At 59.2% G+C, this 24,485-nt stretch carries 29 protein-coding genes; 16 read left to right on the top strand and 13 right to left on the bottom strand.

Going from position 1 to position 24,485, the window contains the following annotated elements; translation table 11 throughout:
• The first annotated feature begins 143 nt into the window (after positions 1 to 143).
• Genes Q0746_RS07230 through Q0746_RS07240 form a run of 3 tightly spaced genes read left to right on the top strand, consistent with a single transcriptional unit; the run spans position 144 to position 2,679 of the window.
• Entirely contained in the window at positions 144 to 602 is a 459-nt protein-coding gene (locus Q0746_RS07230; RefSeq protein ID WP_298258722.1) for a hypothetical protein, read from the top strand.
• Between the two features lie 59 nt (positions 603 to 661).
• A complete protein-coding gene (locus tag Q0746_RS07235; RefSeq protein ID WP_298258724.1) occupies positions 662 to 1,321 on the top strand; it encodes a response regulator transcription factor in 660 nt (219 codons plus the stop codon).
• On the top strand, positions 1,321 to 2,679 hold the full coding sequence (locus Q0746_RS07240; RefSeq protein WP_298258726.1) for a HAMP domain-containing sensor histidine kinase: 1,359 nt from the start codon (positions 1,321 to 1,323) through the stop codon (positions 2,677 to 2,679). The genes Q0746_RS07235 and Q0746_RS07240 overlap by 1 nt, the downstream gene beginning before the upstream one ends.
• On the opposite strand, the gene Q0746_RS07245 is transcribed toward Q0746_RS07240, so the two are convergent.
• Positions 2,676 to 4,082 (bottom strand): 2-isopropylmalate synthase, encoded by a 1,407-nt coding sequence (locus Q0746_RS07245; RefSeq protein WP_298258728.1) that lies wholly within the window; start codon positions 4,080 to 4,082, stop codon positions 2,676 to 2,678. The genes Q0746_RS07240 and Q0746_RS07245 overlap by 4 nt on opposite strands.
• 156 nt (positions 4,083 to 4,238) lie before the next feature.
• On the opposite strand from Q0746_RS07245, the gene Q0746_RS07250 reads away from it, so the two are divergent.
• The 4 genes from Q0746_RS07250 to Q0746_RS07265 are packed head-to-tail and all read left to right on the top strand — an operon-like array spanning position 4,239 to position 8,550.
• Positions 4,239 to 5,897 carry an NAD+ synthase gene (locus Q0746_RS07250; protein ID WP_298258730.1) on the top strand — a complete coding sequence of 553 codons (1,659 nt, stop codon included), beginning with the start codon at positions 4,239 to 4,241 and terminating at the stop codon, positions 5,895 to 5,897.
• A complete protein-coding gene (locus Q0746_RS07255) occupies positions 5,887 to 7,197 on the top strand; it encodes an SDR family oxidoreductase (protein ID WP_298258732.1) in 1,311 nt (436 codons plus the stop codon). Before Q0746_RS07250 ends, Q0746_RS07255 begins: the two co-directional genes overlap by 11 nt.
• A complete protein-coding gene (locus tag Q0746_RS07260; protein WP_298258734.1) occupies positions 7,197 to 7,673 on the top strand; it encodes a DUF2269 domain-containing protein in 477 nt (158 codons plus the stop codon). The genes Q0746_RS07255 and Q0746_RS07260 overlap by 1 nt, the downstream gene beginning before the upstream one ends.
• 52 nt (positions 7,674 to 7,725) lie before the next feature.
• On the top strand, positions 7,726 to 8,550 hold the full coding sequence (locus tag Q0746_RS07265) for a prolyl oligopeptidase family serine peptidase (RefSeq protein ID WP_298258736.1): 825 nt from the start codon (positions 7,726 to 7,728) through the stop codon (positions 8,548 to 8,550).
• 16 nt (positions 8,551 to 8,566) lie between these two features.
• Here Q0746_RS07265 and Q0746_RS07270 read toward each other — a convergent pair whose 3' ends face one another.
• The gene (locus tag Q0746_RS07270) at positions 8,567 to 9,481 is read right to left on the bottom strand and encodes an MBL fold metallo-hydrolase (protein WP_298258738.1); all 915 of its coding nucleotides are present in this window, start codon (positions 9,479 to 9,481) and stop codon (positions 8,567 to 8,569) included.
• A 148-nt stretch (positions 9,482 to 9,629) separates the two neighbouring features.
• Here Q0746_RS07270 and gltX point away from each other — a divergent pair, with 148 nt between their 5' ends.
• Positions 9,630 to 10,955 (top strand): glutamate--tRNA ligase, encoded by a 1,326-nt coding sequence (gene gltX / locus Q0746_RS07275; RefSeq protein ID WP_298258740.1) that lies wholly within the window; start codon positions 9,630 to 9,632, stop codon positions 10,953 to 10,955.
• Between the two features lie 148 nt (positions 10,956 to 11,103).
• On the opposite strand, the gene Q0746_RS07280 is transcribed toward gltX, so the two are convergent.
• Positions 11,104 to 11,418, bottom strand: a complete 315-nt coding sequence (locus Q0746_RS07280; RefSeq protein ID WP_298258741.1) for a hypothetical protein — start codon at positions 11,416 to 11,418, stop codon at positions 11,104 to 11,106.
• 74 nt (positions 11,419 to 11,492) lie between these two features.
• On the opposite strand from Q0746_RS07280, the gene Q0746_RS07285 reads away from it, so the two are divergent.
• Positions 11,493 to 12,227: a WYL domain-containing protein gene (locus tag Q0746_RS07285; RefSeq protein WP_298258743.1), complete on the top strand. Its 735-nt coding sequence runs from the start codon at positions 11,493 to 11,495 to the stop codon at positions 12,225 to 12,227.
• 25 nt (positions 12,228 to 12,252) lie between these two features.
• Here the strand turns inward: Q0746_RS07285 and Q0746_RS07290 are convergent, their stop codons facing one another.
• Positions 12,253 to 12,810 (bottom strand): TlpA disulfide reductase family protein, encoded by a 558-nt coding sequence (locus Q0746_RS07290; protein WP_298258745.1) that lies wholly within the window; start codon positions 12,808 to 12,810, stop codon positions 12,253 to 12,255.
• A gap of 24 nt (positions 12,811 to 12,834) precedes the next feature.
• On the opposite strand from Q0746_RS07290, the gene argH reads away from it, so the two are divergent.
• From argH to Q0746_RS07310, 4 genes are all read left to right on the top strand, one after another.
• On the top strand, positions 12,835 to 14,235 hold the full coding sequence (gene argH / locus Q0746_RS07295; RefSeq protein WP_298258746.1) for an argininosuccinate lyase: 1,401 nt from the start codon (positions 12,835 to 12,837) through the stop codon (positions 14,233 to 14,235).
• Entirely contained in the window at positions 14,232 to 14,381 is a 150-nt protein-coding gene (locus tag Q0746_RS07300) for an argininosuccinate lyase (RefSeq protein ID WP_298258747.1), read from the top strand. Before argH ends, Q0746_RS07300 begins: the two co-directional genes overlap by 4 nt.
• A gap of 126 nt (positions 14,382 to 14,507) precedes the next feature.
• Positions 14,508 to 14,978, top strand: a complete 471-nt coding sequence (gene greA, locus Q0746_RS07305; RefSeq protein ID WP_298258749.1) for a transcription elongation factor GreA — start codon at positions 14,508 to 14,510, stop codon at positions 14,976 to 14,978.
• Positions 14,979 to 15,003: 25 nt separating this feature from the next.
• Positions 15,004 to 16,026: a hypothetical protein gene (locus Q0746_RS07310; protein ID WP_298258751.1), complete on the top strand. Its 1,023-nt coding sequence runs from the start codon at positions 15,004 to 15,006 to the stop codon at positions 16,024 to 16,026.
• Positions 16,027 to 16,046: 20 nt separating this feature from the next.
• On the opposite strand, the gene Q0746_RS07315 is transcribed toward Q0746_RS07310, so the two are convergent.
• The 6 genes from Q0746_RS07315 to fdhD form a co-directional block, all read right to left on the bottom strand.
• Positions 16,047 to 16,403, bottom strand: a complete 357-nt coding sequence (locus Q0746_RS07315) for a hypothetical protein (protein WP_298258753.1) — start codon at positions 16,401 to 16,403, stop codon at positions 16,047 to 16,049.
• A 127-nt stretch (positions 16,404 to 16,530) separates the two neighbouring features.
• Positions 16,531 to 17,109: a GNAT family N-acetyltransferase gene (locus Q0746_RS07320; protein ID WP_298258755.1), complete on the bottom strand. Its 579-nt coding sequence runs from the start codon at positions 17,107 to 17,109 to the stop codon at positions 16,531 to 16,533.
• On the bottom strand, positions 17,109 to 18,380 hold the full coding sequence (locus Q0746_RS07325; RefSeq protein ID WP_298258757.1) for a molybdopterin-binding protein: 1,272 nt from the start codon (positions 18,378 to 18,380) through the stop codon (positions 17,109 to 17,111). Before Q0746_RS07325 ends, Q0746_RS07320 begins: the two co-directional genes overlap by 1 nt.
• Positions 18,381 to 18,387: 7 nt before the next feature.
• Positions 18,388 to 18,879, bottom strand: coding sequence for a molybdopterin-guanine dinucleotide biosynthesis protein B (gene mobB / locus Q0746_RS07330; RefSeq protein ID WP_298258759.1), 492 nt, complete (start codon positions 18,877 to 18,879; stop codon positions 18,388 to 18,390).
• The gene (gene mobA, locus Q0746_RS07335) at positions 18,876 to 19,478 is read right to left on the bottom strand and encodes a molybdenum cofactor guanylyltransferase MobA (protein ID WP_298258761.1); all 603 of its coding nucleotides are present in this window, start codon (positions 19,476 to 19,478) and stop codon (positions 18,876 to 18,878) included. The genes mobB and mobA overlap by 4 nt, the downstream gene beginning before the upstream one ends.
• Positions 19,475 to 20,359, bottom strand: coding sequence for a formate dehydrogenase accessory sulfurtransferase FdhD (gene fdhD, locus Q0746_RS07340; protein WP_298258763.1), 885 nt, complete (start codon positions 20,357 to 20,359; stop codon positions 19,475 to 19,477). The genes mobA and fdhD overlap by 4 nt, the downstream gene beginning before the upstream one ends.
• A gap of 58 nt (positions 20,360 to 20,417) precedes the next feature.
• On the opposite strand from fdhD, the gene Q0746_RS07345 reads away from it, so the two are divergent.
• Together Q0746_RS07345 and Q0746_RS07350 are read left to right on the top strand one after the other, a co-directional pair.
• Positions 20,418 to 21,116, top strand: coding sequence for an AzlC family ABC transporter permease (locus Q0746_RS07345; protein WP_298258765.1), 699 nt, complete (start codon positions 20,418 to 20,420; stop codon positions 21,114 to 21,116).
• Positions 21,113 to 21,442 (top strand): AzlD domain-containing protein, encoded by a 330-nt coding sequence (locus tag Q0746_RS07350; protein ID WP_298258767.1) that lies wholly within the window; start codon positions 21,113 to 21,115, stop codon positions 21,440 to 21,442. Before Q0746_RS07345 ends, Q0746_RS07350 begins: the two co-directional genes overlap by 4 nt.
• Here Q0746_RS07350 and Q0746_RS07355 read toward each other — a convergent pair.
• Positions 21,439 to 21,864, bottom strand: coding sequence for a hypothetical protein (locus Q0746_RS07355; RefSeq protein ID WP_298258769.1), 426 nt, complete (start codon positions 21,862 to 21,864; stop codon positions 21,439 to 21,441). The two genes, Q0746_RS07350 and Q0746_RS07355, sit on opposite strands and share 4 nt — an antisense overlap.
• On the bottom strand, positions 21,861 to 22,319 hold the full coding sequence (locus Q0746_RS07360) for an Lrp/AsnC family transcriptional regulator (protein WP_298259697.1): 459 nt from the start codon (positions 22,317 to 22,319) through the stop codon (positions 21,861 to 21,863). The genes Q0746_RS07355 and Q0746_RS07360 overlap by 4 nt, the downstream gene beginning before the upstream one ends.
• Before the next feature lie 137 nt (positions 22,320 to 22,456).
• On the opposite strand from Q0746_RS07360, the gene ald reads away from it, so the two are divergent.
• Positions 22,457 to 23,575: an alanine dehydrogenase gene (gene ald / locus Q0746_RS07365; protein WP_298258771.1), complete on the top strand. Its 1,119-nt coding sequence runs from the start codon at positions 22,457 to 22,459 to the stop codon at positions 23,573 to 23,575.
• Here ald and Q0746_RS07370 read toward each other — a convergent pair.
• A complete protein-coding gene (locus Q0746_RS07370) occupies positions 23,572 to 24,450 on the bottom strand; it encodes a LysR family transcriptional regulator (RefSeq protein ID WP_298258773.1) in 879 nt (292 codons plus the stop codon). The genes ald and Q0746_RS07370 overlap by 4 nt on opposite strands.
• Between the last annotated feature and the right edge of the window lie 35 nt (positions 24,451 to 24,485).

Below are 24,485 nucleotides of genomic sequence, written 5' to 3' on the forward strand. Positions count from 1 at the left end.
CGTATCCCTCCAAGGTACGCCCATCCCTCCAAGCAAAAAGGCCGCCTCCTCTGGGCGGCCTTTTTCGTGGAAATCTGCAAAAAAGATGGAAACCTCGGCGCTGTTCACGCTGCATTCATCTTCGGGCTGCTATGAGTCGTCCTATGTTCAAAAGTGTCCTCATTCTTGGCCTTGTCGCCATCGGTGCTACCAGCCCCTCCAACCCGTCTTTCGCGTCCTCTGCGCGGGAGATGGGGCAGTCTGAGCTTCGCCAGATCGCAAACTCTGGTACCACCGTCAGCATGAAGACAACGCTTGGCTCTGTCGCCAAGTCCCTCCAAGCCAAAGTCGTTGAAGCACGCGCCTTCACCGCCGATGGTATCTACTACCGCTTTGTTTTAAAGCACACCAACGGCAAGCTCGTCAGCGTCATCATCGACGCCCAGACCGGTCGCCAAGTTCCCTCCAAGTCCTATGTTGGTCGTAAAATCGCAGCAGCAGCCTCGCCAAAACGGGTGAATAGACGCCCCGACATTCCGTCCCGATCCAATCGCTCCAACGGTTGGCCGGTACGGGTCGGCGTCCTTCCCCCGCACCAAACCCGCGCAGCAGACGGCGGCTAGAGCAAAATCTTCACGCTTCAGCCATAAACCCGCCCGATTCACCGCCTAAATCTGCACGCATGAGAATATTGCTTGCAGAAGATGACGTCACAATCGCGTCTCAGGTTAAAACCTTGCTCACCGCCGAAGGGCGCGTCGTTGACGTGGCCCATGACGGCGAAGAGGCAGGTTTTCTCGGCTCGACCGAACCCTATGATATGATCATTCTTGATTTGGGCCTTCCGACACGCGACGGCATTTCAATTCTAAAAGAATGGCGCGCCGAGGGTATCGAGACCCCGATCTTGATCCTTACGGCCCGCGATGGCTGGTCAGACCGCGTCGACGGGCTGGACGCCGGGGCCGATGACTACATGACCAAACCTTTCCACATGCCAGAGCTTGCCGCCCGTGTGCGGGCCATGTTGCGCCGCAAATCCGGACGCACAAACCCCTTGTTCGAAAAAGACAATGTTGCCTTTGACACGCGCAACGCCAAAGTCACTTTGGGAGGGGTACCCGTTGATCTCACCTCCCAAGAGGTCGCGGTGCTGTCTTACCTGATCCACAACGCCGGACGCCTGATTTCCCGTACGGAACTCAGCGAACATATCTACGAATATGACGGCGATCGCGACAGCAATACCATCGCGGTGTTCATCACGCGGTTGCGCAAAAAGCTGGGGCCGGAATTGATCCAAACCATCCGCGGGCGTGGTTACATGGTGGATGCGGCCTGATGCTGTCGTTACGCCGCAGGGCCATGATCGGTGGCGCATTATCTGCTATGGCGTCCATTCTGGTGGGCGCCTTTGTGCTTCTCAGCTCTGTTGAAAACAACGTATTGGATCGGTTCGACCGTGCCCTTGCGGATCGTCACTCGCAGTTGATTGTGGCGCTCAACAGCGTCAGCGATGCGCCCGAAACCTTGGCCGCACGCCTGTATGATCCGGCCTATGCCACCCCATACTCTGGCCGGTATTGGCAGATTTCCTCCCCCAGCGGGCAAATTTTCACATCGAACTCCATGTTTGGATCCGAGCTGCCCGAACCCGCGGGGCAGGCCGCAAATCTGACGCTGCGCTCGGTCAACGGCCCTGAAGGGGAACCTGTACGCAGCATTTTCCAAAACATTACCTTGGAAGATGGCAGCAAATGGGGGGTAAGCATCGCCGAAAGCTTGACCGCCTTGACGCTGGAGCGCCAGCGCACCCGCCGCTCCTTGCTGCTCGCATTTGTTCTTGTGGGGTTGCTGGGCCTTGCCGGTGCCATCGTCCAAACCACAGCGATCCTGCACCCGTTGGACAAGCTGCGGCGGGACGTCGCCAAACGGTGGGAGCAGGACGAGGATCTCACCGCCGCTGAATACCCCGAAGAGGTTGCCCCTTTGGTCGATGACATCAACGATTTGCTGGCGCGCAATCGCGACATTATCGCCCGCGCCCGTCGTCAGGCAGCGGATCTGGCCCATGCGTTGAAAACCCCAACCGCGATTTTGCGCAACGAGCTTGCCCTGCTGGAGGCCCAAAGCCACGACATGGATGCCTCTTTGGACGCATTGGACCGTGTGGACGCGCAACTCGGGCGCTCCCTAGCCCGCATGCGCGCTGCCAACAGCGGAGCCGCCGCAAATGTCCGGACCGATTTGTCGAACTCGGTGGACAGGTTTACGCGTTTGTTCAGCTCAATGGCCAAGCGCGACGGCAAGTCGATCACAACCACCTGCGCACCCGCACTGAGCATTCGGATGGATCAACAAGACATCGAAGAGGTCATCGGAAACCTGCTGGATAACGCCCTGAAGTGGTGTGAAGCAGAGATCGCCCTGACCGCAAAATCAAAGGACCAAGGCGTCGAAATACTGATCGAAGATGATGGCCCCGGCATTCCCGAAGACAGTCAGCGCGAGGCGTTGAAATCGGGGGGGCGCCTTGACAGCTCCAAGCCGGGGACCGGTCTGGGGCTCGCCATCGCCATCGATCTTTTACAGGCCTATGGTGCGGAATTGCAGCTGGAAAAATCCGGCCATCTCGGCGGCTTGGCTGTGCGCATCTTCATACCTGCGAAGATGCGCCAATTGATGCAACACGCGGCCTAATTTTGCGCTGCGGGCTCCTCGTCGGGCTGTACCAGTAACCCGTCTTCCCAAATGCCGCTCGCGGTGTCGCCGTTGGCATAGCTCAGCACGCCTTTGCCAGACCGCTTCCCCGCCTTGAACGTGCCTTCATAGCTGTCGCCGTTGTCATAGACCGCAGCACCTTGGCCCTCCATCAGGTCGTCTTTCCACGCGCCCACATAGCTGAAGCCCGCAGGCGAAGTCAGCGTGCCAGTGCCTTCGCGCCGACCATCCACGAAGCTGCCTTCATAGGTCACCCCATTGGCCAAAGTGGTCTTCCCTTGCCCGTGTTTTTGTCCGGCCAGCCACTGGCCTTCATAGGTTTTGCCGTCCGGAAAGGTCATTTTTCCTTGCCCTTCGTTGCGCGCATTGCGGAACTCACCCTCATAACGCAGCCCGCTGGGGAAGGTCGTGATACCGGTGCCCTCAATGACGCCTTTGACCCAGTCGCCCTCATAGGTAGAGCCATCTTGGTAGGTCATTTTCCCCTTCCCGTCGGCAAGTTCATTGCGCAACTGCCCAACGTAGACGGATGTGTCGGGGTAGGTCACCGTCCCTTGCCCATCGACCCGACCGTCGACCCATTGGCCCGAGTATTCGAACCCATCTGCGCGTTTGAGCGTGCCTTGCCCGTGGCGTTGATCCGCTTTGAACCCACCCTCGTAGAATGTACCATCTGCGTATTCCATCCGGCCCTGCCCGTCGCGTGCGCCGGCCTTCAACGACCCCGTGTATGTATCGCCGTTGGCCTGAACGCGAACGCCTTCGCCCTCCATCTGGCCCGCAACCCATCCCCCTTCGTAGGTCAGCCCGTCCGGAAGCCCCAACTTGCCTTGACCGTGACGCAAGCCTGCGGCCATTTCGCCATCATAGGTAGATCCGTCAGGGTAGGTGATCTTGCCCCGCCCCTCTTTTACGCCGCCAGCCCATTGCCCCTCATACCGGAACCCGTTGGGGTTGGTCAGCGTTCCCACTCCGTGATGATGCCCGTTCAGGAACTCGCCCTCATACCGCGCGCCATTGGTGAAGATCGCAATGCCGCGGCCAATAATCTTGCTGTTGACCCAGTCGCCCTCATAGGTGCCGCCGTCAGCGAAGATCACTTTGCCAAACCCGTTGGGTTTGCCATCGTCGAACTGACCTTCGTATAGCGACCCGTCTGGGAAACGGGCAGTGCCTTGCCCGCTCGCTTCGCCATTCACCCAATTGCCGGAGTACTCATAGCCGTTGGGCAGCGTGATAACCCCTTGCCCGTGGCGCTTTCCCTCCTTGAAGCTGCCGGTATAGACCCCGCCGTCTTCATATTGCTTTGTGCCGGACTCCTGAGCAATCGCGGGGACAACGGCAAGGCCAAGGCAAATTAGGGACACAACACTCAGGCGCATAGGTAGATACTCCGACGGGTAATTTTGCGAGAGCCTAGTGGAGCGCTCCACCTGTGACAAGCAAGGCCGCAGCAAAGCGCGCCCCTTTTTGCGCTGCCTCTTTCCCTCACGCGCCGGTCTGCTAAATGTTGGCGCGTTGATCGAAGGACATATCTCATGAACGACACGTTCCGCCTGACTTTGGCGCAGCTGAACCCCACCGTAGGTGATTTCGCGGGCAATGCCGCCAAGGCGCGTGACGCGTGGCAGCAGGGCAAAGACGCCGATGCGCAAATGGTTGCCCTGCCCGAGATGTTCATAACCGGATATCAGGTTCAGGATTTGGTGTTAAAGCCCGCCTTTACCGAAGGCGCTGTAGCCGCGGTGGATCAACTGGCGCTGGAATGTGCTGACGGTCCTGCCTTGGGAATAGGTCATCCAATATTCATCGATGGCGCTTTGTATAACGCCTATTCGATCCTTGAAGGTGGTAGGGTCAAAGCCCGCATGCTGAAGCATGAGCTCCCGAACACCCAAGTGTTTGACGAGCGCCGCCTCTACACCCCCGGACCGCTTGGCGGGCCTTATTCGATTGGCCCTTTGCGCCTTGGCTCCCCTATTTGCGAGGATGCTTGGCACGAAGACGTGTCTGAAACGCTGACCGAATCCGGTGCCGAAATTCTGCTGGTTCCGAATGGGTCGCCCTATTATCGGGGCAAACAGGACATCCGCCTCAATCACATGGTTTCGCGTGTGATCGAAAATGACCTGCCGCTGGTATACCTCAATATGGTCGGCGGTCAGGACGATCAGGTGTTCGATGGCGGCTCCTTTGTGTTGAACCGTGGTGGCAAGCTCGCCTTGCAGATGCCCGCCTTTGACGAGGCCATCGCTCATGTCGATTTCACCCGCGATGGCGACGGCTGGACCGCAGTCGAGGGGAAGAAGACGCCTCTCCCCGACGTTTATGAACAAGACTACCGCGTCATGGTGGAGGCCTTGCGCGACTACATGCGCAAAACCGGTTTCAAGCAAGTGTTGCTGGGCATGTCCGGTGGAATCGACAGCGGTTTGGTCGCGACCATCGCCGCTGACGCCCTTGGCCCCGAAAATGTGCGCTGTGTGATGCTGCCCTCAGAATATACCTCAGAGCATTCACTGGAGGACGCCTCTGAGGCCGCGCGCCTGCTTGGCACTCGCATTGATACGGTTCCGATTTCTGGGCCGCGCGCCGCCGTGACCGAAGCACTGGCGCCTTTGTTTGCCGATACCAAAGAAGACCTAACCGAGGAAAACATCCAGTCCCGCTTGCGCGGTGTGCTGCTGATGGCCCTGTCCAACAAATTTGGCGAGATGTTGCTGACCACAGGAAATAAATCCGAAGTGGCAGTGGGCTACGCCACGATCTACGGCGATATGGCGGGGGGGTATAACCCGATCAAGGATCTCTACAAAATGCGCGTGTTTGAGACCTGCCGTTGGCGCAACGCCAATCACCGCTCTTGGATGATGGGCCCTGAGGGCAAAGTGATCCCCCAACGTATCATCGACAAGCCGCCCTCGGCAGAATTGCGACCCGACCAAAAGGACGAGGACAGCTTGCCCCCCTATGAGGTGCTCGACGACATTCTGGAGCGTCTCGTGGACAAGGATCAATCTGTTGCTGAGGTTGTTGCCGCAGGTCATGACCGTGCGGTGGTCAAAAAGATCGAACATCTGATCTACATCTCGGAATACAAACGCTTTCAATCGGCCCCTGGTGCTCGATTAACTGAACGCGCGTTCTGGCTGGATCGGCGCTACCCGATCGCCAATCGATGGCGTGATGAATCCTGACGCAAAACGCATATTGATCCTTGGGGCTTATGGCCTCATCGGGTCTGCAATTGCGCGACGGCTGACCGCCGCAGGTCATCTGGTGACTGGATTGGGGCGCGATCCGGTCGCTGCTCGCAAAGTTCTTCCAAACATCTCTTGGCAAATAGCGGATGTGGCAGGCCTGTTGGACCCGAATTCATGGGGCGCCCACCTGCAAGATATCGATGTCGTGATCAACTGCACGGGCGCGTTGCAGAACGGGCACCAAGACGATCTCGAAGCGCTGCACCATCACGCGGTTGCGGCCCTCTCAAAGGCCTGCGCATCCCGTGACGCGCAGTTGATCCAAATCTCCGCCGTTGGGGCCACACCCGAGGCCCGCACGAACTTCTTATCCTCAAAGTCCCGTGGCGATGCGGCCATCAAGGCCTCAGGATGCCGGTATCAAATTCTGCGACCTGGATTGGTGCTGTCGGAAACAGCCTATGGCGGCACTGCGATGCTCCGGATGCTGGCCGCCGTCCCTGTGATCCAACCGCTGGCCTTCGCGGATGCGCCGATCCAAACCGTCTCGACCAATGACCTAGCCTCTGCGGTGCTTTATGCGGTGTCCGGAGACGTCCCCAGCGGGTTTGAGGGGGATCTGGTCGAGCCCATGCCCCGTCCTCTCGGCGAAATTGTAGCGCAGATGCGCCATTGGCTGGGCTTTCCCCGCGCCACGCGACAACTTCACATGCCGCGCCCGATCCTTGCGGTTTTGATCGCCGCCGCGGATGGCTTATCCCACCTTGGGTGGCGCTCCCCGTTGCGCCGCAACGCGGTGACCGTTCTTCAAGACGGGGTCACGGGTGACCCGACCCCATGGGCCAATCTGGGGCTGATGCCTGTGGCGGCGCTCAAGGACACCCTCGCCTGCATGCCCGCCCGCGCCGAGGACCGCATGTCGGCGCGAATATCACTGGTTATGCCCCTGCTCGTCGCCACCTTGTCGCTGTTCTGGCTTGTGTCGGGGCTCATCGGTTTGTTTTACGCCACCCCCGCCGCCCGAGTGCTGCAAGACGTCGGCTGGCCCTATCCGCTCGCTGTCTCCAGCGTGGTCTTTTGGGCCATCGTCAACATGGTGCTTGGGGTGACCATCCTGTTTCGCAAACATTCGGCCATGGCGTGTTGGGCGATGATCGCTGTCAGCGCAATCTATCTGATGGCCTCCAGCTTGGTCACTCCACATCTCTGGGGCGACCCCCTTGGGCCTTTGGTCAAGATTTTGCCTGCAATGGCCTTGGCCCTAGTGGCACGCATCACATTGGAGACCCGCTAGTGGATTGGCTGGACGTTTTGCGGTTCCTTCATGTTCTGGGAGCATGTGTGTTGATCGGAACCGGCGCGGGCATTGCCTTCTTTATGGTCATGGCGCATCGCACTGGCTCTGCGGCCGGCATCGCGCACACGGCATCCATCGTGGTAATTGCCGACACAATATTCACAGCCACCGCCGCGGTTTTGCAGCCCGTCACCGGCGCCGCATTGGCATGGGGGCTGGGGTGGTCGCTGCTTGAGGGTTGGGTGCTGGCCTCGTTGGTGCTTTACGTCGTGATCGGGGTGTTTTGGTTGCCCGTGGTCTACCTGCAAATCCAGATGCGCAACGAGGCTGCGACCTCTGCCAGAAACGCGACCGCCCTTAGCCCACGCTACTTTAGGTTGTACCGCATTTGGTTCGGTTGTGGCGTTCCGGCGTTTCTTGCTATCTGCGGAGTGTTGTGGCTCATGTTGATGAAACCCGCGTTGCCGTTTTGATCCCACGGCCTTGTGATTTGTCGATTGATCTGCGGTTTGGCACCAAGTCCGCATGAAACATTTGAAATCACTCGCGACTGCTGTTGCAGTCCTCTTTTCCTCCCCTGCCCTTGCTTGTGGTCCCGATACGGATTGCGTCTTGGACGATCGAACATACCGCGTGGCGATGCCCGAAGGTCACGACGGGGCCACGCCAGTTGGCGCAATCGTGTTTTCGCACGGGTACCGCGGGTCCGCTGCGGGGCTGATGCGCAATCGCAATCTGCGCCGTGTCATATCCGACATGGGTTTGGCGTTTATCGCCCTAAAGTCCAAAGGGGACGATTGGGTTTTGCCCAACTCGCCACGTCACATGGACAGCGACGGTTCCGGTGAGTTTGAGTATGTCGACGCCGTCATCGCGGATGCCACCCAGCGCCACAGTATAGATGCCGACCGTTTGGTTGCGGCGGGGTTTTCGGCAGGCGGGATGATGACATGGAACCTTGCCTGCGCGCGTTCCGACCTGTTTCGCGGCTTCGTGCCTATATCGGGCACATTTTGGCTAAAGCCCCCCGCAGCCTGCAACGGGCCGGTCGCAAACATCATCCACATCCACGGCGACAATGATCCAACGGTGCCCCTGAACGGGCGTCCTATCTTGCGCACCCATCAGGGCAAAGTGTCCGACGCGCTGGAAATGTACCGCGCTTATGGCGCGTTCGCAGAGGTCTCAGCCAGCAAAACCGCCCCGACATCCAAACGCCTGTCTTGTAGCAACAGCGCCAATTCTGACGGCGACATTTTGAACTTTTGTATGTTTGAGGGCGGGCATAGTTTCCGCAGCGAATATCTGCGCTACGCTTGGGAAACCTTCGAGGATGCGGGGCGGCTCTAAACCGCCCCGTCCCGAATTACAGCATCATCTGATAGCTCATCGGGACATACTCAAAGCCGTCGTCTTTGCTGGCAACATAGCCCATCGCGGGGAACGGCATGTGGTAGCCAACCATCGGCACGCGGTCCGCCGCCAGCATGCCCAGCACTTTGCGGCGAGACGCGGCGGCCTGCGCCTTATCCATGTCGAACCGCACCTCCCAATCGGGCTTGGCCAGCGACCACACGGGGTGATTGGCCAAATCCGCGATCAGCACCAGCTGGGCGCCATTGCTTTCAATCATGTATCCCATGTGGCCCGGAGTGTGGCCATACATGGCAACTGACGTAATGCCCGAAGCCACGGAGGCCCCGTCGTCGATCATTGTCATCTTTTCCGACAAAGGTGCGACTTTCCCCGCAAAACCCTTGTTGTCGGCCTTGGCCCAGTGATTGTGCTCTATCGCGCCGGTCACATAAGACGCATTTTTGAAGGTCTCTCCTGCATCGCTCATCAAGCCGCCAATGTGGTCGCCGTGCATATGGGTGATGACAACTTTGTCGACTTGATCCGTGGTGTATCCTGCGGCCTCCACGGCTGTCGTGATGCCTTTGGCGTTCTGTCCGGTGTCAAAGAGGATCAATTCCGACCCTGTGTTTATCAATGTCGGGGTAAAGAAAAACTGCACCTTGTCGGCGGGCAGGAAGGCCGCATCCGAGGTTTGCGCGAATGTCTCTTTGTCGACGTTCATCCCGAAAATGCTTTGCGGGTCCTCCACTGACATCATTCCGGCCAGCAATGTGGTCACTTCAAACTCCCCAAGCTTCACACGGCGGGATTTGGCAATATCTATGCCCTTCATGTCCGCTTTGGCGGCGGCGGCCCGCGGCAGGGCGGCGGCAAGCGGCAGGCTTGCCCCCAACGAAAGTGCGGCGCGTCTGGTGAATGTCATGGTAAAATTCTCCTGTGCTGAATGATCTGGGCGGCATCAAACAAGGTTGCGCGCCTAAAATCCAATCAATACCAAGTGAGAACAGCACAGATATGGACAAAGGCGGGCCATTGTGGTTCACGAACGGCAACCCGAAAAGGACCGATCCATGACCGTCACACGCTTTGCCCCCTCCCCGACCGGCTACATTCATGTAGGCAACTTGCGCACCGCTTTGTTCAACTACTTGATCGCGCGCAAGGCGGGGGGGCAGTTTATCCTGCGCCTTGACGATACGGATCCGACACGGTCCACGCAGGAATATGCGGATGCGATCAAAGTCGATCTGGAATGGCTGGGCATTGAGTGGGACCGCGTGGAGACCCAATCCTCTCGGTTGGACCGCTATGTCGCTGCCGCCGATGAGCTGCGCTCCAAAGGCCGCTTTTATGAAGCCTTCGAGACCCCGACCGAATTGGACCTGAAACGCAAGAAGCTGCTGAACATGGGCAAGCCTCCGGTCTATGACCGCGCGGCTCTTGATCTGTCCGACGACGAGAAAGCCGCCCTGCGCGCTGAACGTGGCGACGGGGTGTGGCGCTTCAAGCTGGACCAAGAGCGCATTGAATGGGCCGATGGCATTGTCGGCGATGTTTCGATTGACGCGGCATCCGTGTCCGATCCGGTGTTGATCCGTGGTGACGGGCAATTCCTCTACACCTTGGCCTCCGTGGTGGATGACACCGAAATGGGCATCACCAATGTTGTGCGCGGCTCTGACCATGTGACCAACACGGCAACCCAAATCCAGATCATTCAGGCCTTGGGTGGCCATGTGCCAAACTTTGCGCATCACTCCTTGCTGACCGGCCCGCAGGGCGAGGCGCTGTCGAAGCGCTTGGGCACATTGTCCTTGCGTGATCTGCGCGAATCCGGCGTGGAGCCTTTGGCCCTGCTGTCACATATGGCGCGTCTCGGCTCGTCCCAGCCGATTGAGCTGCGCGCGTCCATGGATGAGCTGATCGAAGGTTTCGACCTCAGCCACTTTGGCGCGGCCCCGACCAAGTTTGACGAACAAGACCTCTACCCGCTGACCGCGCGCCACCTCAGCGCACTCGCCGCCGAGGACGTCAAAGCTGACCTCGATGCGTTGTCAGTGCCCTCCGACAAGCAAAGCGCCTTTTGGAATGTCGCCCGTGAAAACATCACCACCCGCAAGGACATCGCAGGATGGTGGGATCTTTGCGTGAACGGTGCCGATCCTGTGGTCGATGACGAGGACAAGGATTTCGTGGTGGACGCGCTGGCCATGCTGCCTGACGCGCCTTTCACGGACACCAGCTGGTCTGAATGGACCGCCGCTGTCAAAGAGGCCACCGGCCGCAAAGGCCGCGGATTGTTCATGCCGCTGCGCAAGGCGCTGACCGGAATGAACCACGGCCCCGACATGGGATCGCTGATGCCGCTTTTGCAAAAGATCAAAGCGAAGGGCTAGGCGCCCCTTCGCCCCACATCACCCTGACGAAACTCTTGGCCCAGAGGTAACATCAGCTCTGCGCGAAACTTGTCGCTGTTCGCGGCCACAGAACAAAGGCCTGTTTCCGGTGGCTTGCGGCCCCAGTGGCGAGGCCGCAAATCCTAGTTCAATGTGTTTCAAGTGAAACGTAGACATCCATCTCGGCCTCAGGGTCGAAGTCACTGAGATCCATGACCGAAAAGAACATCGCGCAGGCGGGCGATTCCATCTCTTTTTTGACCACGTCCAAATAGTCCTCGTGGCTGCGGAACTGGACGATATCGAGGTAAGTGCCATCAGGCTTGCGAACAAGCTGACGACGGAGCACGCCCTCTTCATTTGCGACAAATTCGTTTTGGAAAACTGCCGAAGCGGCGAGCAGATCGGCCTCTGTTTTGCCTTCAGCAAGTTTGATCGGTGCGAGAACAGTAACGGGTGACATCTTATCTCCTTTGGTGGTTTTGTGTCACGGTGGTACCTATTGCCTAATATGACATTTTGTGTCCTATTTCTTTGATGGCGCGTGCGAATTCACATGATCGGCTCAAACGGTTTGAACTCTTGGCTGCTCACCTCAAGCAGGAAGGTTTCTGCACCATCAAGGATCTGGCCGAGGTCCATGGCGTAAGCGAGCGCACGATCGCGCGGGATCTGCAACTGATGAGGGATCAGGGTCTCCCTATCGATGCAGATCGGGGGCGCGGTGGCGGTGTCCGGCTGGACCGTCATTGGGGCATCGGTCGTCTCAACTTGAGTTACCCCGAAGCGGTTGACCTTCTGATCAGCATTTCCGTTGCCGAGCAAATGAAATCACCGATTTTTCTAGCTAATCTGGCGTCAATCAGAAGGCAGCTCATTGCTTCTTTTTCAATGGACAAACGTGACAAGGTTGAACGGCTGAAATCACGAATACTGATCGGCGAGACGGCTTCGACATTCGTTCAAGGAAACGTTCTGCCCTCCAGTGGCAAGGCGGTTCAGAAACTGCATCAGGGGTTTCTTGATCAGACAAGTGTAGCCGTTCGCTACAGGGACGAAAGCGGCAAAATCACCAAGCGGGAGATTGAGCCGCATTACCTTCTGCTGAACTATCCGATCTGGTATGTGCTCGCCGTCGACCACCTGCGCGGTGCTTTGCGAACTTTTCGGTGCGATCGCATTCTGAGCGCTGAACCCACCGACACGAAGTTCAAGGTTATGCCGAAAACAAGCTTCGCGCAGCCTCTGGAGGGTAACGAGCTACTCAAATAGGCAACCCACCACTCGCAGATTGCAATTAGCCGTCGCCCATCCAGCCGCGCAGCATTGCCAAGGCCGCAGGGCTATCCCATTCGGCATCCCCGTTCATTCGCGCCACTTCGCGCCCCTGCGGATCAATCAACACTGTAAAGGGCAAGCCGCGGCCACCAATGTCGCGGATCAAAGTCATTTTGGGGTCAAAGAGCTTTGGCAAATGGGCCAGTTTCTTTTCATCAAAGAAGCGATCAACCGCGGGGCGGGCGTTGCGTCCGGTGGTGATCGTCACGACCTCAAATTTTGCCCCGCCAAGCTTTGCGTCGAGACGGTCCAATGACGGCATCTCCTTCACGCAAGGCGCACACCACAGCGCCCAAAAGTTCAGCAAAACATATTTTCCGCGGTAGGCCGACAGGCCCACCTTGTTGCCGCCAGCGTCCAAAAACTTGGTCGCCGGAAGGGCACGTGGCTCTCCATGCACCTGTAAGCCCGCCAGATCACCCTTCGCCAACGCAAACAAAGCATCCGTTCCGGCAACTGCAGGGTTTGCACCCAAGGCTAGGCCCGCGTATAGCACCAAGAGCTTTAAGAACCGCATTTCACTACTCCAAAAGGCCAGCACATGACCGACAACAAAAAAGACGAATCCAACGCCATGTGGGGCGGGCGCTTCGCCGCTGGTCCAGACGCCATCATGGAAGCAATCAATGCCTCCATCGGGTTTGACCAACGTTTCGCCCAGCAAGATATTGAGGGCTCCCGCGCCCATGCCGCCATGTTGGGCGCCAAAGACATCATTACGGGTAACGATGCCGAGGCGATCAGGGAAGGCCTCCTCACGGTCTTGTCAGAAATCGAGACCGGAAAGTTCCCGTTTTCCGTGGCTTTAGAAGACATTCACATGAATGTGGAGGCACGCCTGCGCGAATTGATCGGCGAACCTGCGGGTCGTTTGCACACCGGCCGTTCCCGCAATGACCAAGTGGCTTTGGGCTTTCGCCTCTGGGTGCGCGATCAGGTGGATGCCGCGATTGTCAGCATCAAAGCCCTGCAAAAGGCGCTTGTCGCGCAGGCCGAGGCCGGAGCGGGCTGGGTCATGCCTGGTTTTACCCATTTGCAAACCGCGCAACCTGTCACATGGGGTCACCACATGCTGGCCTATGTTGAAATGCTGGGCCGCGATGTGTCTCGTTTTGAGGACGCCCGCAAGCGCATGAACGAATCGCCCCTTGGGGCAGCCGCGTTGGCCGGTACGTCTTTCCCGATTGACCGCGACATGACGGCGCAAGCGTTGGGCTTTGACCGCCCAGCGGCCAATTCGCTGGATGCCGTGGCCGACCGCGACTTCGTTCTCGACTTCCTTGGAGCGTCCTCGATCTGCGCCATGCATTTGTCGCGCCTGTCCGAGGAGCTGGTGATCTGGTCCTCAGCGCAATTCCGCTTTGTGACCATCTCGGACCGTTTCTCCACCGGCTCGTCGATCATGCCGCAAAAGAAAAACCCTGACGCCGCTGAACTGATCCGCGCCAAGATTGGCCGCATCTATGGCGCCAACACCGCGTTGATGATCGTGATGAAAGGGCTGCCGCTGACGTATTCGAAAGACATGCAGGAAGACAAAGAAATGACCTTCGACGCGGCCGACAGCCTGATGCTGGCGCTGGCGGCGATGACTGGCATGGTCGCAGATATGACCGCAAATCAGCCAGAGCTGGAAAAGGCCGCGGCCTCTGGCTTCTCCACCGCGACCGATTTGGCCGATTGGTTGGTGCGCACGTTGGATATGCCATTCCGCGACGCGCATCATGTTACCGGTGCCTTGGTGAAACTTGCCGAAGATAAGGGCTGCGACCTGCCCGACCTCAGCCTTGCTGACATGACTGGCGTTCATGCTAAGATCACGCGGGATGTCTTCGACGTTCTTGGCGTTCATAATTCCGTCGCCAGCCGCACCAGCTTTGGGGGCACGTCACCGGACAACGTGCGGGCGCAGGCGGCTCTTTGGAAGGAAAAACTAGCATGAAACACGTGATTGCGCTGACGACCGCCGCCCTGCTGGGCGCTTGTGGCATCGATGGTGAACCCAGCTCTCCGGAGCCTCAGGCCGCGACAAAAACCGGCGTTACCATCACCGGCCGCGCCGAAGTCGGTGCACAGAAAAAGTGGTAGGCACGGGGAATACCCGCCTAAATAAGCGATCCCCCGCTGTAGCTACTGCTTGCAAATGGACAGCGGTGCGGGTGAAGTGAATAACAGGGTGCGACCAACGCGCCACCAGATACGGTAAGTGAGACTATGGAAAAGATCCCAATGACCCCAACGGGGTTCAAGGCCCTCGACAGCGAACTGAAAAACCTCAAGGTCGTGGAACGTCCCGCGATCATCCAAGCCATCGCCGAGGCCCGCGAACATGGGGACCTGTCCGAAAATGCCGAGTACCATTCCGCCAAGGAAAAGCAATCCTTCATCGAGGGGCGCGTCAAGGAATTGGAAGGCATGATCAGCCTTGCGCAGGTCATTGACCCCGCCACCCTGTCCGGTGCCATCAAATTTGGCGCGACGGTCAAGATGATCGACGAAGACACCGAGGAAGAGAAAACTTTCCAGATCGTCGGCGAGCAAGAGGCCGATATTCACAACGGGCTGCTCAACATCGCCTCCCCTTTGGCCCGCGCGCTCATCGGCAAGGAAGAAGGTGACAGCGTCGAGGTGAAGACCCCAGGCGGCACCAAAGACTACGAAATTCTGGAAATCCAATACGTCTAAGAACCACGGCAGAGACAACAGCACCATGTCAGACAAAGAGCCAGAGATCATCACCGACAAACCCATGGACTTGGGCGTTTACGCGCGCCCCGAGCGTGGGATGGCGGCTGCGGATGTCATCGCCATTGCATTGTCCGTTCTGTGGTTGATCTCTGTGGCGGTGTATTTCTTGATCTTATCCCCTGCCCAAGAGACCACGCGCGGCAGCTTTGTGGTGGCGATGCTCGCGGTTTTCCTGCCTATAGCGTTGATCTGGATCGGGGCCACCGTGGTGAAAACCGCCCGCGTCATGCGCGAAGAGGCCAGCCGCCTGCAGTCGGCCATCGACGGGATGCGCCAAGCCTATGTGTCACAGGCGCAAACCTCTGGCATGGGGGTCAAACCCGCGGTGGAACGCAAACTTGATGAAATCGCGTCAGCGACCAAGCAAACGCAAAACACTGTGGCCACATTCGCAACATCGCGCCCCACAACACCAGAGCAAACCCCATCCCACCCCGCATTGACCAAGCCGGATGCGGTCCCCGACAGCCAGCCGGTGTTGGCTCTGGGCACGCCAGAAGTCACATCGCGCCCACCTCTATCGGTCGAAGACTTTATCGGGGCGTTGGATTTCCCAGAGGATGAAAATGACATCGAGGGCTTTCGCCAGTTGCGTCGGGCCTTGGCGGATCACAAAAGTGCCAAGTTGGTGCGATCATCCCAAGATGTGCTGACTTTGCTGAGCCAAGACGGCATCTACATGGATGACCTAACCCCAGACCGGTCGCGCCCAGAGTTGTGGCGGGCATTTGCCAATGGGGAGCGCGGGCCTTCTGTTGCTGGCATTGGCGGGGTGCATGACCGTTCGTCTCTGGCGCTGGCCTCCGGCCGCATGCGGTCTGATGCGGTGTTTCGCGATGCGGTGCACCACTTCTTGCGTGAATTCGATAAGGTTTTCGCCGATTTCGTGGATGCCGCAACGGATCAGGACATCACCAAGCTGGCGGATACCCGCACTGCACGTTGCTTTATGCTCCTCGGTCGCGTGACCGGCACCTTCGACTAGCCAATACCGCCTATCGCGCCCTATAGCTCGTGGCCACAGGTTCCGTTCTCAATGGAATAGACCTGCAAGGCATATCGGCCAGAGGCTTGTTCCCCCCAGACAACTCGAACTGCGACAAAGTCAGGTTTGGTTAAGCGCCGCTTCCGCGCGACTGAGGTAATCACCGACGGGGCGTATTCTTTGCAAATGCGCGCCAAGGCTTTTGGGGCAATACCGCCGGCCGCCCCCGCTGCGCCCTGCGGGGTGGTTTGGATCAACATCTCGACGCCTTGGCCATAGACCGAATGGCTCAGCACCCCCGTGTTCACCAGATCATACCGCGCTGTTTGGCTATTGGCCGCGTTTGTCATCACCATAAAAGATAGAAGACACGACAAAAAGATTTCCCGTCCGAACTGCCGATACATCATTGGTACTCCCTCTAGGTTTTTGGTAAAACCAATGCGACATATACGCAAACAGCGTTGAGAGGAAGTTAAGCAACGGGCAGAAATTCCCTTCAATTCAAACTAAATGCCGGACCATTGTCGTGGCTTTGCGAAACCCAAACACGCGGTGCAGCGGCCACGCATCGACTTCACCGCAAGCTTCGAACCCTTGGCGCGCATATAGGGCCTGCGCCCTTGGGTTACTGTCAATCACATCCAGCCGCACTTGCGCAAAGCCACCCGATTGCGCATGCAAGACAACCGCGTCCAGCAGCGCAGTTCCAACGCCTTTGCCCCGCGCGGCCTCATCCACAAAAATGCCGTCCATCAACAGTTGCCCGTCGGTCAGGTCGCGCTCAAGCTGGTCCAGCATGAGGCCCCTCCACAAGCCGCCAAACCGGCCATAAATCGGCGTCAGGTCAGACAGGTCTCCGCCGACCAATCCGCCCTGCGGGGTCTTGTAGCCCGCGACGCCAAGCAGCTGCGACCCTTCAAGCGCGCAAATGGCGAATTGCGGCTGCAGCACCGATTCAATGAAGGATATTCCGCGGTCCTCTGGCCCAAGAATCGCGCCGAGCTTGCCCGAGAAGGCCCCCCAAAACAGATGGGCAACATGGGTGCGTTGAGAGGGCTGAAATCCATGAACGATCTGCATTACAAGCCAAAGCTTCGATAAGGAATGTAGCGCACAAGATCCCCTTGCGCGATCACGGCCTCGCCGTCTGGCAGCTCAACCAACCCCTCAGACCAGCTGAGCCCAGAGATGCGGCCCGACCCTTCCGAGGCGAACACTTCCACCCCTGACGGCCCCATGCGCGCCCGCAGATACTCGCGACGCCCCGGCTTTTTGCGTTTCTCAAAGGCTGCGGGAACCAAGAAGCCTTGCGGGTCTTGCCAAGCTGCACCGGCCAGCTTCAAACAAGCCGGTCGCGCAAACATCACGGCGCAGACAAACGCCGCCACAGGGTTCCCGGGAAGCCCCAGCACCGGCACGCCCTGCCACATGGCCAGCGCCAAAGGGCGCCCAGGTTTCAAAGCGATGCGCCACGCCTGCAGGTTTCCCTGCTCGCGCAATAGGGCCGATACATGGTCTTCGTCCCCCGCCGAGGCCCCTCCAGAGGTCAAAATAATGTCGCAGCGCTGCGCTGCGTCGTCCAACCCCGCCGCCAATGCGTCGCGGTCGTCGCGGATATGGCCAAGGTCCACCGCTTCGCAGCCCCACGCTTTGGCGACCTGCAACAGCATCGGCCGGTTGGCGTCATAGGTGCGATCCGCAGGCGCTTCGATGTCGGGGGTCACCAGCTCATCGCCGGTGGATAAAACGCCGACCCGCAGGGGCTTGAACACCTGCACCTCGTCCACCCCCAATGCCGCCAGCAGGCCCGCATCTTGTGCTCGAAGCATGTGGCCTTTTGCGAAGACCTCCGCCCCTTTCACTACATCTTCCCCTGCCTTTCGGGTGTTGGCGCGCGGACGCAGTGGCCCTCGAAACGCCACATGGGTCGCGGTCACATTGCAATCTTCTTCCAGCACCACCGTGTCCACGCCCTCGGGCAAAATTGCGCCGGTCAATATTCGGATCGCCGAACCTTGGGGAACCGAGCCACCGTAGGCTGCCCCCGCCGCCGCGCGGCCATCAGTTAACGGGAGCAGCTGATCGCCCTCTCCCGTCGCCTCATGCGCAAACCCATAGCCGTCCACAGCCGAGTTTGGTGCAGGTGGGTTGGATCTGCGCGCAGTTACGGGTTGTGCCAGAATGCGACCGACCACATTTGCGTGCGAGACCTGCTCCACCCCAACCACGCAGTCGATCGCTGCGTTCAAAAGTGCCAGAGCCTCATCAACCGGTGTCCAGTCGACCCCCGCCGGAAGGGCAAAGCAGTCGTCGCGCAGTTTGGGGGGGCGTGGCATATCCGGTTGCGTCATTTGCCCCTCACAATCCCACCCGCGCGAGGATGAAATCCGCGATGGCGGTCGTGTCGTCCAAGTCCAAAACCGGCACAGAGGCCTCAATCCTGCTGTCCGAGGCCACGGCCACAATCGTGTTGTCCTGTGGCGCGATAAGCGGCTGTCCGGTGGCCGCACGATGCGCTTCGATCTTGTCGTGCCCCTCGCGCTTGTAGCCTTCGATCAGCACCAAATCCACGGGGTCCAGTTTCTCCAACAAGCTGCTCAGAGAGGGTTCCGGCGCGTCGCGCAGCTCCGACATCAACGCCCAGCGGTTGCGCGAGGCCAAAATCACCTGTGATGCCCCTGCCTCGCGGTGGCGGTAGCTGTCCTTGCCCTCATGATCCACGTCAAAGGAATGATGCGCATGTTTCAGCGTCGACACAGTCACCCCAAGCCCGACAATCTCGGCCACCAGCCGTTCCATCAGCCCCGTCTTTCCGGAGTTCTTCCAGCCGGTGACGCCAAAAACCTTCATAGTAAACCTTCCGCACGCGCCATATCCTCTGGCGTGTTCACATTGAAAAACGGGTCGAACCCTGCGACCGGAAACTCTGCGGTGGCGGTGCCATGTGTGTCGGTCCATGCCACGACTTTTCGCACGCCCCGTGCCAAAGCTGCGCGGAGGTCTTCGCGCAGCTCAACCGGCCAAAGCCCGAAGGTCGGATGACGCGACATACCGCGTTTGGGGTCCGGTGTGGCAGCCAAGGCGATCGGCCCTTTATCCGCCGCCAGCAGCAGCCGAGGCACCAGATCGCACGGGAAGAAAGGCGTGTCTGCCGCTGCTGTTACGATGTGGCTGTGGCCGCGCGCAGCTGCCCAATCCATACCCGCCAAAACACCTGCCAAAGGGCCTGGGTATTCCGCGACGCTATCGGCCACGATGGGCAGGCCGTATCCTTCAAACCGCGACACGTCACCATTTGCGTTCAATGCGACGTCCGCCACCTGAGGCTCCAGCCGGTCAATCACGCGGGCCAGCAATGTCTCCCCGCCCAAGGTCAGCAAACCCTTGTCACCGCCGCCCATGCGTCGCGATAGGCCGCCCGCCAAGATAACCCCTGCTGGCTGTTTCATGCGCCCCCCTTTCGGCCGGATGTCTTCGGCTCATCGGGCACGTTCTTGGCATCCGCATCCCAGATCAGGCGCTCCTTGCCGGACAGGCAGATGAAACGTTGCCCGCGCATCCGGCCAATCAACGTCAGCCCCACTTGCTGCGCGATCTCCACGCCCCACGCCGTAAAGCCCGAGCGCGACACAAGCACCGGAATACCCATCAATGCGGTTTTGATGACCATCTCGGAGGTCAACCGCCCCGTGGTATAGAGCAGCTTGTCGGCGGCGGACGCTCCCTCCAGCGCCATCCAGCCGGACAGTTTGTCGACGGCGTTGTGGCGCCCGACGTCTTCCATATAGACCAACGGGCGCGCGCCTTGGCACAGCACAGTGCCGTGAATCGCCCCCGCGGTCAGATACAGGGACGGTACGGTGTTGATCGCTTTCGCCAAAGCATACAAGTCAGACGTGCGCACTTGGGTGGCGGGCAAGCTCAGCCCTTCGAGCCCCTCCATCATATCGCCGAACACGGTGCCCACGGCGCAGCCCGAGGTGCGGGTTTTGCGCGACAGTTTTTCCTCATGATCGGTCACCACAGCCGTGCGCACCACTACTGTGGCGATCTCGTCGTCATAGTCGATGCTGGTGACGTGATCTTGCGCGCTAATCATGCCTTGATTGCGCAAAAAGCCCAACGCCAGATACTCGGGGTAGTCGCCAATTGTCATGGCAGTGACGATTTCGCGAGAGTTCAGGTAGATGGTTAATGGCCGCTCTTCAACGACGCGAATATGGGTTTCGCGCCCCTCATGGTCCGTGCCGGTGACGGCGCGGGTCAGGTCTTCGCGGTCGGGATCGGGGGCCAGCAGCCATCCGTGATCCGATACATCACTATTTGCCATTTGAACCCGCTCCCAAGGCGCTTTAGCACTGTTCAAGACACAACCTTAAAGGCAGAGCATGCTCCTCACCACCTCCAAAACCGCCCTTTGGCGCGGGGTTCGCGGCAGCCTCCCGTTTACGGTCGTGCTTATCCCTTTCGCCATGTTGTTCGGAGTCGCCGCAACGGAGGCAGGGCTGCCGCTTGTTCAAATCATGAGCTTCACCTCCATTGTGATCGCAGGGGCCGCGCAATTCACGGCGCTTCAGTTCATGATCGAGAACGCGCCAGCCGTGGTTGTTGTCGCTTCGGCTTTGGCGGTGAACCTGCGCATGGCGATGTATTCGGCGGCTTTGACCCCTATGCTGGGCGATCAGCCGCTGTGGAAACGCGCCTTGGCCAGCTATCTGATTTTCGACCACACCTATACTCTCATGTCGCTGGACGCCGAAGAGAACCCTCACCAAACCACGGCCCAGCGCACCGCCTTCTTCTTCGGGTGCTCGATTATCATAGCGCCCCTTTGGGTGGCTTGCACTTGGGTCGGGGCGGCGCTCGGCGGGCAAATTCCGCCCGAGTTCAGCCTCGACTTTGCCCTGCCAATTGCCTTTCTCGCGATGGTCGCTCCCGCGCTGCGCACGGTGGCCCATATTGCGGCGGCGGGAACATCGGTTGTTCTGGCCTTGGCCCTTGGGTTCATCCCGCTGAACCTTGGCTTGATGGTTGCGGCGGTCATTTCCATGATGGTTGGGGCCGAAGTTGAAAGGCGCATGGCATGACCTACTCAGACACAACGATCTGGTGGATTATTGTGGCCCTCGGCGTGGGGACCTTCTTGATCCGTTTTTCGTTTCTCGGGATCATCGGGTCGCGTCAAATGCCCGAGTGGGTGCTGCGGCACCTGCGCTATACCTCGGTGGCGATCTTGCCCGGTCTTGTGGCCCCATTGGTGGTGTTTCCCGCCGCAACAGGCGGGGAACTTGACCCTGCGCGCCTGCTGGCCGCTGCGGTGACGGTCGGGGTTGGCTATTGGTCCAAAGCGGTGGTGCGTGCGATGCTTTGCGGGGCCGCAACATTGGCCGCTACGCAGTATCTTCTAAGCTAGCGGGCCTTGTGCATCCGAGGCCGCGATCCGTCAAAGTCGAGCCACAGCTTGCCTTTATGATAGCCGCCATGCACCAGATGCCCCTTGCTGCGCACCTCTGGGAACCGCTTGGCCCAATCGCGAAACAGGTCATTGGTGATCACCTTAGCCCCCCTATCGCGCGCAGCCTGTAACAGCACCCCATCGGCTTGCACCTGCTTGTCGGCAACCCCGACCCGAGAGGCTGGCAATCCGATCATCGGCGCAAGCGCATCTGCGTCCAGATATCTCCGGCCGATCCGGTGACCTACGGAGGCGTCAAACATCACATATGGCTCCAAGCCGCGCGCCTCTAGCAACTGGACCGCCGCAAGCACCGGATCAAGCGTCGGGGGCGGTCCTTCCCAATACAGAAGGTTGGACCCGTCAATCAGGATGGTCACACCGGCATGGCTGTTGTTTTGAACACGGTGCGCAAGGCAAAGCTGGATTGCATCTGCGCCACCCCAGGCAATCGCGCCAATGCACGGCGGTGGGTGGCGGCAAAATCCTCGGTGTCCTCCGCCACGACCTTTAGCAGGTAATCCGCAGCGCCGGCCATCAGGTGGCATTCCAGCACTTCTGGCACTTTGGCAACAGCCTTCTCAAAGGCCTCCAAGACTTCATCCGCTTGGCCGCTGAGGGTAATCTCGACAAATACGGTCGTCGGGCGGCCAACTTTTCGCGGATCCAACATCGCCACATAGTCGCGAATGATGCCTTCACTTTCCAACCGTTGCACACGGCGGTGACACGCTGAGGGCGACAGGTTCACCTTTTCTGAAAGATCGGCATTTGAGATGCGACCAGACGTTTGCAATACCCGCAAAATTCGAGAATCCGTGTCGTCATATTGAATCATTTAGAAGATTCCTCCGAATATTGGCTAAGTTTGCGCATAAAGCGTGCTTGCCCTTCGCTCTGCAAGGGACAAATTGCGAAAACCTTCTGCGCATTCCAAGTTAGCCTGTTTTTAGGGAAGAGGAGGAACCAGCCATGATTATCGGGTGTCCGAAGGAAATCAAACCACAAGAATTTCGCGTCGGAATGACGCCAAACGCCGCGCAAGAGGCGGTAAATCACGGGCATAGCGTCCTCATTGAGACGGGCGCGGGCCTCGGGGCCGGCTTTGAGGACACGGCCTATACCGACGCGGGCGCGCAGATCATCGCGACGGCCTCGGATGTTTTCGCCAAAGCGGACATGATCGTAAAAGTCAAAGAGCCCCAAGCCACAGAGCGCAAAATGCTGCGTGAAGGTCAGTTGCTGTTTACCTATCTGCACCTAGCCCCTGACCCCGAGCAGACCAAGGACCTCTTGGCATCGGGATGCACCGCAATCGCTTATGAAACCGTGACCGACGCGAACGGCGGCCTGCCGCTGCTGGCCCCGATGTCCGAGGTTGCTGGCCGCTTGGCCCCACAAGTAGGCGCGTGGACATTGCAAAAGGCCAACGGAGGGCGCGGCGTTCTGATGGGGGGCGTTCCCGGTGTTGGGCCTGCGAAAGTAATGGTTATCGGCGGAGGTGTCGTCGGGACGCATGCGGCGAAAATCGCGGCAGGCATGGGGGCAGATGTCACCGTGTTGGACCGCTCCTTGCCGCGCATGCGTTACTTGGATGACGTCTTTGGCGGGCAATTCAAAACCCAATATGCCTCAACCGGCAACATCGCAGAGCTGGCCACAGAGGCCGACATGGTGATCGGCGCGGTGTTGATCCCGGGTGCGGCGGCGCCCAAGCTGATCACACGGGCGCAGCTGTCGACCATGAAGCCCGGTGCGGCCTTGGTCGATGTGGCGATTGATCAAGGCGGCTGCTTCGAGACCTCCAAGGCAACCACCCACGCCGACCCTGTCTATGACGTCGACGGCGTGATGCACTACTGCGTGGCGAACATGCCCGGCGCAGTTGCCCGCACCTCAACCATCGCATTGGGCAACGCCACGATGCCCTTCATGCTGGCGCTGGCGGACAAAGGCTGGAAACAAGCCTGTGAAGACGATTCACATTTGCTAAACGGTTTGAACGTGCACGCTGGCCAATTGACCTATTACGCGGTGGGCAAAGCCCTTGGGATCGACGTGTTGTCGCCCCAACTGGCGCTAAAGGCCTAAGGCATTCGCCCCTCGAAACAGGGGCGCATCTTGCGGATGCGGGTGGCGGCGAACTCCATGAATGCCGCCACCCGCGGCACATCCTTCAGGTCTGGATGGGTCAGCAGCCAAATGGCGGAGTAGTCGAACAATGGAACACCTGGCAGTCGCGCAAGCTCTGGGTCGGTGTCCCCCAAAAAGCAGGCCATGCGCGTCGCGCCAATGCCCGCTCTGACGGCACCGATCGCCGCAATCATGTCATCCACAACCAAAGTCACCTGCCTGTTTGGCCAAGCTTTGGTAATTTGCTCCGGCAATCCGGGCCAATGGGCAAACCGCACCCAGTCCAGTGGCAAGTTTGGATTTTCCGCCAGCCTTTCTATTTGCGCATGGCTGGCATAGGCGGCAGCCATTTGTTCGGTGACGCGATACCCCACCAAAGTGTCCGACGGGGTGTCGCCAAAGCGAAACGCCACATCCGCCTCTCGCCGCGTCAGGCTGACCTGCTCGTTGGTCGCGACGACATTCACCATGATATCGGGATGGGCCGCGCGGAACTCAAGCAAAATCGGGGCCAGCACACGTTCCACCATCAGCTGTGGCGCGGTGATCTTCAACTCGCCGCTGAGGCTTTGATCTCGTGCGGCAAGGCTTCGGCTCAACTCGATCCCAGCGTCTTCCATGCGCTCGGCGGCGCGTGCTGCCTCTCGTCCGGCCTCGGTCGCGCGATAGCCGCTGGGCAGCCGGTCGAACAAGCGCGCACCGGTCTGAAGTTCCACCGCTGCAATCCGGCGAGAGACCGTCGCATGGTTCACCTTCAACACACGTGCAGCACCGCTGAGCCCTCCTTGGCGCACGGTTTCCAATACATATCTAAGGTCATCCCAATCCAGCATAGCCCGTGCATTATTGCACAACCCGCACGCAAAGT

The organism is uncultured Litoreibacter sp. (assembly GCF_947487515.1).
Classification (GTDB): domain Bacteria; phylum Pseudomonadota; class Alphaproteobacteria; order Rhodobacterales; family Rhodobacteraceae; genus Litoreibacter.

Excerpts from the sequence above, each read along its gene's own strand:
- Q0746_RS07230 (WP_298258722.1), top strand. The coding sequence starts at position 144 with ATGTTCAAAAGTGTCCTCATTCTTGGCCTTGTCGCCATCGGTGCTACC.
- Q0746_RS07235 (WP_298258724.1), top strand. The coding sequence starts at position 662 with ATGAGAATATTGCTTGCAGAAGATGACGTCACAATCGCGTCTCAGGTT.
- Q0746_RS07240 (WP_298258726.1), top strand. The coding sequence starts at position 1,321 with ATGCTGTCGTTACGCCGCAGGGCCATGATCGGTGGCGCATTATCTGCT.
- Q0746_RS07245 (WP_298258728.1), bottom strand. The coding sequence starts at position 4,082 with ATGCGCCTGAGTGTTGTGTCCCTAATTTGCCTTGGCCTTGCCGTTGTC.
- Q0746_RS07250 (WP_298258730.1), top strand. The coding sequence starts at position 4,239 with ATGAACGACACGTTCCGCCTGACTTTGGCGCAGCTGAACCCCACCGTA.
- Q0746_RS07255 (WP_298258732.1), top strand. The coding sequence starts at position 5,887 with ATGAATCCTGACGCAAAACGCATATTGATCCTTGGGGCTTATGGCCTC.
- Q0746_RS07265 (WP_298258736.1), top strand. The coding sequence starts at position 7,726 with ATGAAACATTTGAAATCACTCGCGACTGCTGTTGCAGTCCTCTTTTCC.
- Q0746_RS07270 (WP_298258738.1), bottom strand. The coding sequence starts at position 9,481 with ATGACATTCACCAGACGCGCCGCACTTTCGTTGGGGGCAAGCCTGCCG.
- gltX (WP_298258740.1), top strand. The coding sequence starts at position 9,630 with ATGACCGTCACACGCTTTGCCCCCTCCCCGACCGGCTACATTCATGTA.
- Q0746_RS07280 (WP_298258741.1), bottom strand. The coding sequence starts at position 11,418 with ATGTCACCCGTTACTGTTCTCGCACCGATCAAACTTGCTGAAGGCAAA.
- Q0746_RS07285 (WP_298258743.1), top strand. The coding sequence starts at position 11,493 with ATGGCGCGTGCGAATTCACATGATCGGCTCAAACGGTTTGAACTCTTG.
- Q0746_RS07290 (WP_298258745.1), bottom strand. The coding sequence starts at position 12,810 with ATGCGGTTCTTAAAGCTCTTGGTGCTATACGCGGGCCTAGCCTTGGGT.
- argH (WP_298258746.1), top strand. The coding sequence starts at position 12,835 with ATGACCGACAACAAAAAAGACGAATCCAACGCCATGTGGGGCGGGCGC.
- Q0746_RS07300 (WP_298258747.1), top strand. The coding sequence starts at position 14,232 with ATGAAACACGTGATTGCGCTGACGACCGCCGCCCTGCTGGGCGCTTGT.
- greA (WP_298258749.1), top strand. The coding sequence starts at position 14,508 with ATGGAAAAGATCCCAATGACCCCAACGGGGTTCAAGGCCCTCGACAGC.
- Q0746_RS07310 (WP_298258751.1), top strand. The coding sequence starts at position 15,004 with ATGTCAGACAAAGAGCCAGAGATCATCACCGACAAACCCATGGACTTG.
- Q0746_RS07320 (WP_298258755.1), bottom strand. The coding sequence starts at position 17,109 with ATGCAGATCGTTCATGGATTTCAGCCCTCTCAACGCACCCATGTTGCC.
- Q0746_RS07325 (WP_298258757.1), bottom strand. The coding sequence starts at position 18,380 with ATGACGCAACCGGATATGCCACGCCCCCCCAAACTGCGCGACGACTGC.
- mobB (WP_298258759.1), bottom strand. The coding sequence starts at position 18,879 with ATGAAGGTTTTTGGCGTCACCGGCTGGAAGAACTCCGGAAAGACGGGG.
- mobA (WP_298258761.1), bottom strand. The coding sequence starts at position 19,478 with ATGAAACAGCCAGCAGGGGTTATCTTGGCGGGCGGCCTATCGCGACGC.
- fdhD (WP_298258763.1), bottom strand. The coding sequence starts at position 20,359 with ATGGCAAATAGTGATGTATCGGATCACGGATGGCTGCTGGCCCCCGAT.
- Q0746_RS07345 (WP_298258765.1), top strand. The coding sequence starts at position 20,418 with ATGCTCCTCACCACCTCCAAAACCGCCCTTTGGCGCGGGGTTCGCGGC.
- Q0746_RS07350 (WP_298258767.1), top strand. The coding sequence starts at position 21,113 with ATGACCTACTCAGACACAACGATCTGGTGGATTATTGTGGCCCTCGGC.
- ald (WP_298258771.1), top strand. The coding sequence starts at position 22,457 with ATGATTATCGGGTGTCCGAAGGAAATCAAACCACAAGAATTTCGCGTC.
- Q0746_RS07370 (WP_298258773.1), bottom strand. The coding sequence starts at position 24,450 with ATGCTGGATTGGGATGACCTTAGATATGTATTGGAAACCGTGCGCCAA.